Raw genomic sequence first — 12,732 nt, forward strand, 5'->3', positions numbered from 1 at the left:
TCGTGGTGGGGACGAGGCCGAAGTGGCCGTGAGCACGAAGGAGTACACGCTGTGACCACGACAGCCCAGGGCCATGCCAGCCTCGATGCGGCGGCTGTGGCCGAAGCCCTCCGGCAGGGGGACTGCGGCACGGTCGCCGGCGACCGCGGCACCCGGGCACAGTACTCCGCCGACGCCTCCAACTACCGCCGGATTCCGCTGGCCGTGGTCTTCCCCCGGGAGCGCCGGCACGTGCTCAACGCCCTCGGCGTGTGCCGGCGCCTGGGCGTGCCGGTGACCTGCCGGGGAGCGGGCACCAGCACCTCCGGGCAGGCCGTCGGACCGGGCGTGGTGCTCGACTTCTCCCGCTCCTTCAACCGGCTGCTCGCGCTGGATCCGCACGCCCGGACCGCGACCGTGCAGCCCGGCCTGGTGCTCGACGAGCTCCAGGCGGCCGCCGCCGGGCACGGGCTGCTGTTCGGCGCCGACCCCTCCACCCACAGCCGCTGCACCCTGGGCGGCATGATCGGCAACAATGCGTGCGGATCGCACTCCCTCGCCTGGGGACGCACCGCCGACAACATCGTCGAACTCGAAGTGGTCACCTACCGCGGCACGGTGGTCCGGCTCGGCGAGATGACCCAGGAAGAGATCGACGAGGCCATCGCCGCGGGAGACGACCGCGCGGAACTGATCGCCGCGCTGCACCGTCTCGCCCAGCGCAATCTGGCGGTGCTGCGCACCAAGCTGGGGCGGTTCCCGCGGCAGGTCTCGGGCTATGCGCTGGAACAGCTGCTGCCCGAGCGGCGCTTCCACCTCGCCCGGGCGCTGGTCGGCAGCGAGGGCACGCTGGCCGTCGTGCTCTCGGCGACCGTCCGGCTGCTGGCCCCGCCGCCCGAGCGGGCCCTGGTCGTCCTCGGCTTCTCGGACGCCTGCGCCGCGGCCGATGCGGTCCCCGCACTGCTCGGGCACCGGCCGTTGGCGCTCGAAGGGCTCGACCATGCACTGACCGACATCGTCACCCGGCCCGAGACCCGGGCCGCCATCGACACCCTGCCGGCCGCCCGGGCCTGGCTGTTCGCCGAGCTCGGCGGCACCGCGGACGGCCTCCCCCGGCAGGCCGAGGCACTCGCCGAGGCCGCGCGACAGGCCCCGGGCTGCACCGGCAGCGAGGTCATCACCGACCCGGCGCGCGCCCGCCGGCTGTGGCGGATCCGCGAGGACGGCGCCGGCCTGGCCACCCGCTCGCCCGACGGCCACGAAGCCTGGCCGGGATGGGAGGACGCCGCCGTCCCGCCCGACCAACTGGGCTCCTACCTACGGGAGTTCACCGCGCTGATGGAACGCCATCGGCTCCAGGGCGCCGTCTACGGGCACTTCGGCGAAGGCTGTCTGCACGTCCGCATCACCTTCGACTTCAGCACCGAAGAGGGCACCGCCGTCTTCCGCAGCTTCGTCACCGACGCCGCCCGGCTGATCGCCGCGCACGGCGGTTCGCTGTCCGGCGAGCACGGCGACGGCCAGGCCCGCTCCGCGCTGCTGCCCCTCATGTACGGGCCCGAGATCATCGCCCTGTTCGAGGAGTTCAAGAACGTCTGGGACCCCGACAACGGCCTCAACCCCGGCATGATCGTGCAGCCGCTGCCCGTCGACACACACCTGCGGGTCAGCCCGCACCGCACTCCCCTGCCGCTGGCCACCGTCCTCCCCTTCTCCGCCGACGACGGTGACTTCGCCAAGGCCACCCGCCGGTGCGTCGGCGTCGGCAAGTGCCGCTCGGCGAGCGGGGGCGGCGACGTGATGTGTCCCAGCTACCGGGTCACCCGGGACGAGAAGGACTCCACCCGCGGCCGTGCCCGTCTGCTGTACGAGATGACCCAGGGGGAGGTGATCACCGACGGCTGGCGCTCCACCGAGGTCCGTGACGCCCTCGATCTGTGCCTGTCCTGCAAGGGATGCAGCGCCGACTGCCCCGTCGGAGTGGATGTGGCCACCTACAAGTCGGAGTTCCTCCACCACCATTACCAGGGGCGGCTGCGCCCGGCCTCGCACTACTCCATGGGCTGGCTGCCGCTGCTGGCACGGCCGGCCGCCCGGGTCCCCCGGCTGGTCAACGCGCTCACCTCGTCCCGGCTGGCCCCGGCCCTCAAACGGCTCGGCGGCATCGCCGCCCAACGAGAGGTCCCGCGCTTCGCCGACCAGACCTTCCTGAGCTGGTTCCGCCGCCGTACCCCGCGGGGCGACGGCCGGCGCGGCCCGGTCGTGCTGTGGGCCGACTCGTTCAACAACCACTTCAGCCCCGAGGTCCTCATCGCGGGCGTGGCCGTCCTGGAGCACGCCGGTTTCCGGGTGCAGGTCCCTGACGGCACCCAGTGCTGCGGACTCACCTGGATCACCACCGGGCAGCTCGGCGTCGCCCGCCGTATCGCCCGGCGCACCACCGCCGCACTACGGCCGGCCGTCCGCGCCGGCATCCCCGTCGTCGGACTGGAGCCGAGCTGTACGGCGGCTCTCCGGAGCGATCTCCCCGAACTCCTCGACGGCGACGAGGACGCCCTGGCCCTCGGCCGGTCCGCCCGCACCCTCGCCGAGCTCCTCGTCCACCAGGCCCCCGACTGGCAGCCCCCGCAGATCGAGGCCCGCTCGATCAGCCAGACCCACTGCCATCAGCACGCCACCTCCGGCTTCGGCGCCGACGGCACGCTGCTCGCCCGTATGGGCATCGACAACACCACGCTCGATTCCGGATGCTGCGGCCTGGCCGGCAACTTCGGTTTCGAACGCGGCCATTACGAGGTCTCGGTGGCCGCGGGTGAACAGGTGCTGCTCCCCGCGGTGCGCGCGGCCGCCGCCGACACCCGGATCCTGGCCGACGGCTTCAGCTGCCGCACCCAGATCGCCCAGCAGACCCCGCGCCACGGCACCCACCTCGCCCAGCTCATCGCCCACGCGCTGCCCCCGTCCGGCACCTCCGGCCGGCCCGCCTCGCCCGCCCTTCCGACCGATAAGGAACACGCCCGTGACTGATGCACTCTCTCTCGTCGACGAGTGGGGCCCCGAGAAGATCGTCGTCGTCTCCCACCGGCGCACCGGCATGAAGGGCGTCCTGGTCATCGACAACACCGCCCGCGGCATCGGCAAGGGCGGCACCCGTATGAGCCCCGGCGTGACCGTCGACGAGGTGTCCCGGCTGGCCCGGGTCATGACGTGGAAGTGGGCCGCCGTCGATCTCTTCTACGGCGGCGCCAAGGCCGGCATCGTCGCCGACCCCGCTTCCCGCGACAAGGAGGCGGTGCTGCGGGCCTTTGCCCGTGCACTGTCCAACGAGGTGCCCCGCGAGTATGTGATGGGACTCGACATGGGGCTGACGGAGGACGACGCCGCGATTATCCAGGACGAGCTGGGCGACCGCGGTGCCGCCGTCGGCACCCCCGCGCATCTCGGCGGGGTGGCCTACGACCGGCTCGGGGTCACCGGCTACGGGGTCGCCGAGGCCGCCGACGCCGCGGCCCAGCACCGGGGCCTGTCACTGGCCGGCTCCCGGGTCGCCGTGCAGGGCTTCGGTGCCGTCGGCAGCGCCGCCGCCCGGCGCTTCGCCGAACTCGGTGCCACCGTCGTGGCGGTGTCCACCGCCCATGGGGCGCTGCACGACCCGAGCGGTCTCGACGTCGATGCCCTGCTGACGGCGCGCGCGGAACACGGCGACCACTTCGTCACCCGCCACCCCACCGGTACCGCGCTCGCGACCGGCAGCGAACTCACCGTGGACTGCGACATCGTGGTGCCCGCCGCGCTCCAGGACGTCATCACCCACACCACCGCCCAGGACATCAAGGCGCAGCTCGTGGTGGAGGGCGCCAATCTGCCCACCTCCGTGCAGGCCCGGACGCTCCTGGCCGAGCGCGGGATCACCGTGGTCCCCGACTTCGTGGCCAACGCCGGCGGCGTGGTCGCCGCCGCCTTCGCCATGGACGCCCGCTACTCCGGGTTCCCTCCGGACACCGCCGGCATCTTCCAGACGGTGTCGACGAAGCTGCGCGCCAACACGGTGACCGTCCTGGACGAGGCCCGGCAGCAGGAGGTCACCCCGCACACCGCCGGTCGCCGGCTGGCCGAGGAGCGGGTACGCACCGCCATGGAGAGCAAGGGCCGCCTCCCGCGCAGCTGACCGCGGCCCGCGCTACCGGCCGCCGTGGGTCACGGCTGGCACGACTCGCCGTTCTTGACGACGAGCAGCGTGACCTTCCGGTCCTGCAACGGGGTGCCCGCCTCCGGATCCTGCGCGCAGACCTTCCAGCTCGCGGGCCACAGCACATGGCGCCCCGCACCCCGCCCGTCCCTGAGCTGGACGGAGGGGTCGTAGTGGAGGGCCTGATAGGCGGCGACCAGTCCCCGGCCCGCCACCTGAGGCATCAGCTCCGGGCCGTCGGCATGGGCCGGCACGGCCGGGGCGAGACAGAACAGGGCAAGGACCGAGGCCGAGACGATTCTCTTCACGACCTGGGAACGATCACCGGCGGCAACGGTCACCACGGACCGGCGATCGGCGCCCGCGCACCGCCTCCCGACGGCGTACCGCGGCCCGTTCCGTCACGCCCGCTACCCCGACCGTGCGAGCCGGAACCCCAGGTCGTCGACGCGAAAGGTGGGATGGCTCTTGCGGCGGCACGAGGCCCGGCAGCCCCGGGGCCAGTCGTCTGCGCCACCGCCACGGAAGACCCGGTACGGGCCGTAGACCTGGGGGTCATAGACGTCCCAGCACCACTCCCACACATTGCCGATCATGTCGTAGAGGCCCCAGGCATTCGGCGCCTTGGTGGCGACCTCGTGCACCTCGCCGCCGGAGTTCCCGCGGTACCAGGCGATGTCGTCCAGCTCGCCGTAGCGGACGCCGGAGGTGCCGGCCCGGCAGGCGTACTCCCACTCCGCCTCGGTCGGGAGCCGATAGCCACCGGCTTCCGCGTCGCAGACCACGTCCTGGGCGTCGGGATCCTGGCCCATCGCGTAGCAGGGTGCCAGCCCTTCGGCCTGGGAGAAGAGGTTGCAGAACCGCAGGGCGTCCGGCCAGGAGACCTCGGTCACCGGCGTCCGCGGCCCCGCCGTGCTCGCGGGCACCGCACCGCACACCGCTTGGTAGAGCGCGCGGGTCACGGGATACGGCGCCAGCCGGAACGCTCCGACCTCCACCCGCCAGTTCGTCTTCGTGCCCTCGTCCCGTAGGACGATCTCCCCGGCCGGAATCCCGGTCAGGCGCTCGGCGCCGGCCTCGCTGAGGGACGGTTCACGACTCATCGACCTTGCCGCAGCTTCTCGTCGAGTTCTTGCCGCGTCGCGACGAACCACACCTGGGTGCCGCGGTTCCCCTCGCGCACGAAGTCGCGCAGGGCCTGGCTCCCGTCCGTATGAGGGGAGATGTCGCCGACGAGCACAAGACGAATTCGGTAGTTCACAAACTTCTGGACGATCTCGCCGGCCACACCGGAACGCAGCGAAAAGAATGCGTCGTCCACCCGCTCCACGGGCACGGCCACCACCTCGGCCTGACATCCCATCGCCTCGCCGATCAGATCGAGTGCGCCACTGCCGTCGCTCAGCTTCTGCCCGTCGGGGGCACACAGGAGAACGGACGCACCATGCGATTCCACGAGGCTTTCGGATGTCATGTCGTGATCGTAGGCCAACGCCAAAGACGTCTCCTGCGAATTGTCCCTCTGCCAGGATCGCCGCCATGACGCCCGAACTGCCCGAACACTGCACGCATGCCATCGAATTACTGCCGGACAGGGTCATCAAGCGGTTTCGGGGGACGGATCGCGAGGGTGGTGCGCGCGAGTGGCGCGCGCTGACGCTGCTGGCCGCTCATGCTCCCGGGCTGGCGCCCGAGCCATGGGACTGCGCTCTTGCCGCGGACGCGCCCGTGGTGGTGATGTCGCGGCTGCCCGGTGTGCCGATGCGTGGGCGTGCCCTGTCTGACGTACAGGTCGCGGCCCTGGCGGCAGCCCTGCGGAGGCTCCACGCCGCGGTGCCCGCCGAGGTGCTGAGAGCGGTCCCGCCCCGTCCGGACCACGCAGCGGAACTCGTTGCCAGGATCCGTCGCTGGACGCCCCAGATGCGACCGCACGTCAGCGGGCAGGTGGCACAGGCCATGGATGCCGGGGTGGCCTGGCTGACGTCGGCGCACCTCGATCGGCCCGGTGCGCCGGAGATTCCCCCGGTTTTCGGAGCCGGGGACGGCAATCTCGCCAACTTCCTCTGGGACGGCTCCACCGTGCGGATCGTCGACTTCGAGGACTCGGGCCGCAGCGACCGGGTCTTCGAGCTGGCGGAGATCACCGAGCATGTGGCGAGCTGGGCGGAGCACTCCCTCGCCATCTCCTCATTCCTCGCCAAATTCGACCTCACCCGGGCGGAGTTGGGCCGGTTACGGGACTGCCGCCGTCTGCTTGCCCTCGTCTGGCTGTTCCTGCTGCTGTTCGACGCCAGGGCCGACAACCGACGGAACCCGGTCGACGCGGTGGAGCGGCAGGCTCAGCGGCTGCTGGATCTCCTCGGCTGAGTCGCGGCCGGTCAGGAGAGGGGCCGGCACAGCAGGGCGTCGGGGCTGCCCTGGTGTCCGGGGCGGTTGGTGTAGGCGATACCTGCCGCGTAGGTGTCGGTGGGGCACTGTCCTTTGAAGCGGCCGTAGGCGAATTCACCGCCGGGTCCGCCGGGCGGGCGGTGGTCGCCGCGGTCGAACCAGATGGTTTCGCCACCGGTGCCGAGCGAGGACCGGGCCGGCATGCACAGGGCGGCGGAGACCCGCTCACCGCGCAGGCTGTAGCCGGTGAGGAAGTGGCCCTCGGGGCACTGGAGTTTGCTGTATCCGGGGGCCCAGTCCCCCTCCGCGGGGACGTACCGCTCGTCCCGGACGACCTGGGGAACGCCGCCGGGGCGACGCAGATCGCGGGCCGTGGGTGCGTCGGTGCACAGTCCACGGCCCCGGGTGTGGCTGAGGCCGATCAGCCGTTCGCCATCGGGGCAGGCCGCCTTGCGGGCGCCGCCGTCCCAGTCGCCCAGGGCCCGGGTGCTCAGGGACTGGACGAAGTCCCGGTGGTCGAGGGTGAGCATGTGCCACGCGGGGGTCACCGGCACCGGGCCCGTGCTGTGCGGGGCGGTCATCAGCCGGTTCCATGCGGCGGCGCGCCAGTCGTTGCCGTCCAGGATTCCGCTGCGCTTACCGGCGTTGTCGTAACGCAGCAGGGCCCAGCTGTCGCCGCCCGGTCGGCCCTGGCCGTCGGTGCTCCAGCCGACGAGGGGCCAGTAGGCGAAGTCCGTGTCGGTGTCGGCAAGGTAGTCGGTCAGATTGCCGAACCAGGTGCGGGCCGCGGCTCCGGTCTCCTCGGCGCCGACCCCGAATTCGCTGATCCACAGGGGTGCGGTGAAGTGCTGCCCGGTCTCCTGGGAGACGAAGAAGGCCTGATCGTGCAGGACGGTGCGCAGCTGCTCGCGGGACAGGTCCTGGTACCGGGGGTCGCTGGTCTCCCCCAGCCCCGTGGCGCCGCTGTGGTGCGGGCCGGTGTACCCGTAGAAGTGGGCCGAGTAGACGAGTTTGCCGGAGACGACGAGGGTGTGCGAGAGCGTACGGACGGGGGTGAGGGTGGGGCGGCCGTGCGGCAGGCCGTCCACCGGCAGGCCGGTCCAGTTGATGCCCTCGATGATGAGGAGAAGGCGGGGGTTGGCCTCGGTCTGGATCCGGTCCGCTGCCTCCTGCGCGGCGGCTTGCCAGTCGTGGTTGTCGCCCAGGCCCCAGTTGGGGTCGTCCCAGACGTCGCGGCGCACCTCGTTGTAGAGGTCCGCCCCCACGACCCGGGCGTTGTCGCGGTAGCGGCGGGCCATGAAGACCCAGTCGTCGGCCCACTGCCGGGTGGTTTGGTGGCTGTTCCAGCGCTCGTTGCCGTCGAGGCCGCAGCACCATCGGGTGGCGTTGGTGTGGTTGTTGAGGATGACGGCGAAACCGCTCGCGGTCAGGTCCGCGACCACGGCGTCGAAGATCTGCAGCGGGGTCCTGCCGCGCAGCTGCGGGTTCGCGGCGACCGCGGCATCGGGTACCGGGGCCGTCGCATGGATCATCTCGTTGGAGAACGGCAGCCGGATGGTGTTGAGGCCCAGCGCGCGGAAGTCGTCCAGCAGCGCCGGGAGGGCGACGCGGTCCAGGCCGAGCGGGATGCCGTGGGAATTCTGGCCGCTGTGGTGGCTGGCTGCGTCGTTGATATCGCCCGAGCCGTTCCAGGAGCCCTGCGCCCCGTCCCAGTTTCCCGCCTTCAGCCGGAAGCGTGTGCCGTCGGCGTCGACGATGAAGCGGCCTCGGGTGGACAGCGGGGCGGTCCATGCTCCGGCAGGGGTCGCGACTGCCGGCCGTCCGGACGCCGCAGTGGCCGGCGTGGCGGGAGCTGCACCCGCGCCGGGGACGGTGATGACCAGCAGAACGAGGCATATCGCCAGGGCACTGCATGCCGCTCGGACCAAAGACTTCATGTCAGCTGCCTGCTTCGCCGGGGTGGGGACCCGTCGGGTCGTCCGGCGGGCAGCCCTCGGCGGGGACGCCGCCGAAGGGCAGGAACACGGTAGCGGCGAAGGGCGGACGAGCCCTACCCAGTACAGCTGATGCTTCCTCAATCAACCTGAGTTCAGGCCTACTTACGGCCCCCGTGGCACGTCAGGCGTTCAAGCCGGGCCATGGGTGGACCGGCACTGAGGCCGAGGCCGCCGTTCGGACCGCCGCACTCCTCTCGTGACACCTGCTACGCCCCCGGATGGGCGAGCACCGCCCGACGACCGCCCGAATGCGGCGGCACCGCCGGGCGCCACCCCGGGCCGCGCACCCATGAGACCACCCCGCGAGCACGTAAAGTGATTTTTCGATCACGCACCGTGCGCTCCGGGCGTTCGGTGGCACCGGAGAAAGGGACATGCATGCGCGCTCGCCTTCTCGCCACGGCTGCCGTCCTGGCGCTCACCAGCACTCTTCTCGCCGCCGCACCCGCACCGGCGAGCCCCTCCCCCGTCGCCGGGCCGCCCGGCGAGCCGACCGCCACCGGCCGCCGTGCCGGAAACACCGAGGTCCCCGTCGAGGGCGGCACGGCCCGCTTCGACGCTCCCCCCACTCTCCTGGCCGCCCTCAAGGACCACGGTGTGGCGATCGCGGACGTCGACGCCGACGGAAAGATCAGCCAGCACCACTACACCGGTGCCGGAGTGAGCCTGGACATCGAGGGCGGCGCCGTCACCAACAGCGGCGGAAAGGTCGGCGGTGAGCTCCGCTTCGCCGAGGCGGGCCTCGCGCTGCTCAACAGCAGAACCGGCAAGGCCGTCAAGATCTCCGACTTCGTGGGCGACCTGTCCCAGGGCACCCTGCGGGCCGGCCTGGACCGCGGCGCGGACGTCACCCTGGGCACCTTCACCCGGCCCGCCGCCAACGCGTCCGTCGACACCGATGCCGCGATGCTGCGGATGAACACCAGCATCACGGTCACCGCGGTCGCCGCCGCCAAGCTCAATGCCGCGCTCGGTACCAAGATCTTCACCACCGGCGGGCCGCTGCTGCACGCCCGCATCGACGCGCGCCTCGACCCGTCGGTCGACCTCCGTACTGCCCTCAACCTGAGCCGTCACCCGGCGCGGCGCCAGGAGTAGGGGCGGGCCGGCCGGAGCGTCCGTCCTCCTGCTGCTGCGTCGTCCACGGCAGCGGGAGGCCGTCTCCGTGGCGTCTCGGGATCAGATGGACGTGGGCATGGAAGATCTTCTGGGTCGCCGCCGGACCGCGGGCCGTGATGATGTTGAGGTCCCCCGCCAGTTCCGCGCCGAGCTCCGCCGCGCGCTGCATCATCGCCGCGGTCACGGCCGGATCGGTCGTCGCGTCCCGTACGTGGCGGCGCGGAAGGACCAGGACATGGCCGGGTGCGACCGGGCGGCGGGGCACGATCGCGAGGGCGTCCGGCCAGTCACGGACGAGCCGGGCAGGGGCGTCGCCGGCCGCGATCCGGCAGAAGACGCAGGACTCCAGCTGCCTGGCGGGTTCGCGGTGGATCAGGGGGCGGGCGATATCGCGGTGTTCCACGTCGGCCGCGGTACCGCGCTCGGCGAGCCAGTCGGCGACGGCCCGGGCGATGGCCGGCGCGCGATGGCGGCCGTACCAGCAGGCAACGTACAGATGAACCGCCTCGTCGACGACGGTCCGGTGCAGGGCGAGCACCTGACGCCCGGTGTGCTCGATGGTCCGTTGCGCGTCCGGGGCGGACAGGATGTAGTCACGCACCTCGGGGTCCAGGCCCGTCAGGGCGACCAGCGGTGCGGTGACGGCGGTGTCGGCCGGGTCCCACATCCGGTCGCGGAGGTCCAGGACCAGGGCGCTGGTGTCATGCCGGGGCGGGGCGCCCCAGCGGGCGCCGTAGGAGGTGATCCGGACCGGGGCGGCGGTGCTGGGCAATGGCCTCTCCTGCCATGTCGGAGACGGGGAGTTCGGCGGGTCCGCAACGTCCCGTCGGGTGCACGGCGTTGCTGCGGACGCGTTTGTGGGGCACTTCGAAAAAAAGCGGGAGACGCGTTCCCGCTCCGCTGTCGTCGGCGGCGGGTGCGGATCTCCTTCTGACAGATGTACCGGATGCGACGGTGAGCCATCGCTTCATCGGGGGGTTGCGTGCTGTACGGCGGGGCGCCACTGCGTGGTTCCGTTGCGCCGGCCGTGCCCTGGCGCCGGAGCGGGAGGGCACGACCGGCACCCTGACCGGCCGAGTGGCCGGGCCGACCCGGCCGCGGACCGTACCGACGGGCAATGGGTGCGCCGCGTTCCGGGCAAGTTCAGCTAGCGGTCACGCACGTCACCCAAACTCTGGAACGAGACATTCCGTTTGGTGACACCGCTGTGGTCAGGCATGCCGGCCACGGCACGGAGGGCCTGATGGCCGGTATCGAAACCCACGTCCCCACCAACCGTCGTCACTTCCTTCTCAGCTCCGGTGCCGCCGTCGCCGGAGCCGGTGCCGCATGGGCACTGCCGAGCCAGCGCAGCAGCAGCGCGGCTCCGAGCGCGCCCCCTCTCCCCCGCACGTCGCCGGCCGGTCCGGCCGGGCGGCGGGCGGCCCCGTACGGGGTCACGACACTGGACACCGCGGCGCACCTCACCGGCAGCGGCAACTACCGCCGCCTGGGCTCCGGCCCCGGATGGCCGCTGGTGGTCCGCGGCGACCTCGCCTCCGCCGGGACCGGACGCCAGGACCGGCGGACCGCCCTGGCCTGCTTCGTCCAGTTCACCGATCTCCATGTGGCCGACGTCCAGAGCCCGTTGCGCACCGAATATCTGCGCGCCGGCTCACCGGGGTCGTGGCGCGCGCAGGAGGCGCTGTCGGTGGCCGGCGCCGTGTCGCTGGTGGAGCAGGCCAACGCGCTGGGCGGCGGGCCCCACACCGGCCGGCGGCCGGCCTTCGTCATGTCCACGGGTGACAACATCGACAACCACTCCATGATCGAGCTGGAGTGGTTCCTCACCCTCATGAGCGGCGGCCGTATCACACCCAACACCGGTGACCCGACGGCCTACGAAGGCGTACAGAACTGCGGCCTCCCGCTGTACTGGCATCCGGCCGACGGCCTGCGCGACCAGGACAAGAAGCGGGGGCTGCCGTCGATACCGGGCTATCTGGAGGCCGCGATCCGCCCCGTGACCAGTCCCGGCCTGCGGATTCCCTGGTACTCGACGCCCGGCAACCACGACGATCTGCCGGGCGGCTGCCTGGCCCCGCAGGACCCGGAGCTGACGGACTACATCACGGGGGCACGCAAGCTGTTCTCCGTACCGGACTCCGATGTGGCCGCGTTCGCCAAGGTGCTGGACAGCGGCGACGACCCCAAGAGCACCGTGCTCAAGGAAATCCTCGGACGCAACGCCTCCCGGGCCCGGACCGTGACCGCGGACGAGCGGCGCCGCATGTTCACCCCGCACGAGTATCTGCGGGCGCATCTGAACCCGGCGTTCGCCGGCGCGGGACCGGTCGGGCACGGCTACACCGACGACCACCTCAACGACGACCAGACGTACTACTCCTTCACCGTCGCGGACGGTGTCCTCGGCATCAGCATCGACACCACCTACCGCAGCGGCCACTACGAAGGCTCGCTGGGCACCGCCCAACTCCAGTGGCTGGAGCGGACCTTGGCCGCCCACAGCTCCCGTCATTACGATGCGGACGGCCGGCTGGTGCGCAATGCCGGTGCCGACGACGCGCACATCCTGATCTTCAGCCACCACCACAGCCCGAGCATGACCCGGCGCCCCGATGCGGCGCGCGCGGAGGAGAAGCGGCACGACGGTGCGGAGCTCATCGCCCTGCTGAGCCGGTTCCCCAACGTGGTGGCGTGGATCAACGGCCACAGTCACGTCAACCGCATCACGCCGCACGCCCACCCGACGGCCGCCCGCTCCTTCTGGGAGGTCAACACCGCCTCGCACGTGGACTATCCGCAGCACGCCCGGATCCTCGAACTGGTCGACAACCACGACGGCACGCTGTCGCTGTTCACCACCCTCATCGAGTCGGCCGCTCCGCACCGCACGGACTTCGACGACCTCTCGGCGGTCGGCCTCGCCTCCCTCTACCGCGAGCTGTCCTACAACGCTCCCGGCCTGGCCGCCGGCATGAGCGGCGGCGTGCACGAAATGGCAGGCAGGCCGGCGGACCGCAACACCGAACTCCTCGTCCACCGGGCATGACCGGGCGG

10 protein-coding genes are annotated in these 12,732 nt (G+C 71.8%); 5 read left to right on the forward strand and 5 right to left on the reverse strand.

The window, feature by feature from the left end; all coding sequences use genetic code 11:
• Window positions 1–51 precede the first annotated feature (51 nt).
• Together CPH93_RS01515 and CPH93_RS01520 are read left to right on the forward strand one after the other, a co-directional pair.
• Window positions 52–3,006, forward strand: a complete 2,955-nt coding sequence (locus tag CPH93_RS01515) for an FAD-binding and (Fe-S)-binding domain-containing protein (RefSeq protein WP_096211673.1) — start codon at window positions 52–54, stop codon at window positions 3,004–3,006.
• Entirely contained in the window at window positions 2,999–4,147 is a 1,149-nt protein-coding gene (locus tag CPH93_RS01520; protein ID WP_093487929.1) for a Glu/Leu/Phe/Val family dehydrogenase, read from the forward strand. The genes CPH93_RS01515 and CPH93_RS01520 overlap by 8 nt, the downstream gene beginning before the upstream one ends.
• 29 nt (window positions 4,148–4,176) lie before the next feature.
• Here CPH93_RS01520 and CPH93_RS01525 read toward each other — a convergent pair whose 3' ends face one another.
• The 3 genes from CPH93_RS01525 to CPH93_RS01535 form a co-directional block, all read right to left on the reverse strand.
• Window positions 4,177–4,512, reverse strand: a complete 336-nt coding sequence (locus tag CPH93_RS01525; RefSeq protein ID WP_231977138.1) for a hypothetical protein — start codon at window positions 4,510–4,512, stop codon at window positions 4,177–4,179.
• Window positions 4,513–4,578: 66 nt separating this feature from the next.
• Window positions 4,579–5,271: a formylglycine-generating enzyme family protein gene (locus CPH93_RS01530; protein WP_096211674.1), complete on the reverse strand. Its 693-nt coding sequence runs from the start codon at window positions 5,269–5,271 to the stop codon at window positions 4,579–4,581.
• Complete coding sequence (locus CPH93_RS01535; protein ID WP_096215251.1) at window positions 5,268–5,642, reverse strand: DUF4180 domain-containing protein; 375 nt, start codon at window positions 5,640–5,642, stop codon at window positions 5,268–5,270. The genes CPH93_RS01530 and CPH93_RS01535 overlap by 4 nt, the downstream gene beginning before the upstream one ends.
• A gap of 65 nt (window positions 5,643–5,707) precedes the next feature.
• Between CPH93_RS01535 and CPH93_RS36595 the strand changes: the two genes are divergently transcribed.
• Window positions 5,708–6,535, forward strand: a complete 828-nt coding sequence (locus tag CPH93_RS36595) for a phosphotransferase (RefSeq protein ID WP_231977139.1) — start codon at window positions 5,708–5,710, stop codon at window positions 6,533–6,535.
• 11 nt (window positions 6,536–6,546) lie between these two features.
• Here the strand turns inward: CPH93_RS36595 and CPH93_RS01545 are convergent, their stop codons facing one another.
• Window positions 6,547–8,493 carry a glycoside hydrolase family 5 protein gene (locus tag CPH93_RS01545; RefSeq protein ID WP_096211675.1) on the reverse strand — a complete coding sequence of 649 codons (1,947 nt, stop codon included), beginning with the start codon at window positions 8,491–8,493 and terminating at the stop codon, window positions 6,547–6,549.
• Window positions 8,494–8,931: 438 nt separating this feature from the next.
• On the opposite strand from CPH93_RS01545, the gene CPH93_RS01550 reads away from it, so the two are divergent.
• Window positions 8,932–9,651, forward strand: coding sequence for a hypothetical protein (locus tag CPH93_RS01550; protein WP_096211676.1), 720 nt, complete (start codon window positions 8,932–8,934; stop codon window positions 9,649–9,651).
• On the opposite strand, the gene CPH93_RS01555 is transcribed toward CPH93_RS01550, so the two are convergent.
• Window positions 9,614–10,444 (reverse strand): RapZ C-terminal domain-containing protein, encoded by an 831-nt coding sequence (locus tag CPH93_RS01555; protein ID WP_096211677.1) that lies wholly within the window; start codon window positions 10,442–10,444, stop codon window positions 9,614–9,616. The two genes, CPH93_RS01550 and CPH93_RS01555, sit on opposite strands and share 38 nt — an antisense overlap.
• 471 nt (window positions 10,445–10,915) lie before the next feature.
• Between CPH93_RS01555 and CPH93_RS01560 the strand changes: the two genes are divergently transcribed.
• Window positions 10,916–12,724 (forward strand): TIGR03767 family metallophosphoesterase, encoded by a 1,809-nt coding sequence (locus CPH93_RS01560; protein ID WP_093649330.1) that lies wholly within the window; start codon window positions 10,916–10,918, stop codon window positions 12,722–12,724.
• Window positions 12,725–12,732 lie beyond the last annotated feature (8 nt).

It is taken from the genome of Streptomyces sp. 2323.1 (genome assembly GCF_900221035.1).
GTDB lineage: Bacteria > Actinomycetota > Actinomycetes > Streptomycetales > Streptomycetaceae > Streptomyces > Streptomyces sioyaensis.

Excerpts from the sequence above, each read along its gene's own strand:
- CPH93_RS01530 (WP_096211674.1), bottom strand. The coding sequence starts at position 5,271 with ATGAGTCGTGAACCGTCCCTCAGCGAGGCCGGCGCCGAGCGCCTGACC.
- CPH93_RS01535 (WP_096215251.1), bottom strand. The coding sequence starts at position 5,642 with ATGACATCCGAAAGCCTCGTGGAATCGCATGGTGCGTCCGTTCTCCTG.
- CPH93_RS36595 (WP_231977139.1), top strand. The coding sequence starts at position 5,708 with ATGACGCCCGAACTGCCCGAACACTGCACGCATGCCATCGAATTACTG.
- CPH93_RS01545 (WP_096211675.1), bottom strand. The coding sequence starts at position 8,493 with ATGAAGTCTTTGGTCCGAGCGGCATGCAGTGCCCTGGCGATATGCCTC.
- CPH93_RS01550 (WP_096211676.1), top strand. The coding sequence starts at position 8,932 with ATGCGCGCTCGCCTTCTCGCCACGGCTGCCGTCCTGGCGCTCACCAGC.
- CPH93_RS01560 (WP_093649330.1), top strand. The coding sequence starts at position 10,916 with ATGGCCGGTATCGAAACCCACGTCCCCACCAACCGTCGTCACTTCCTT.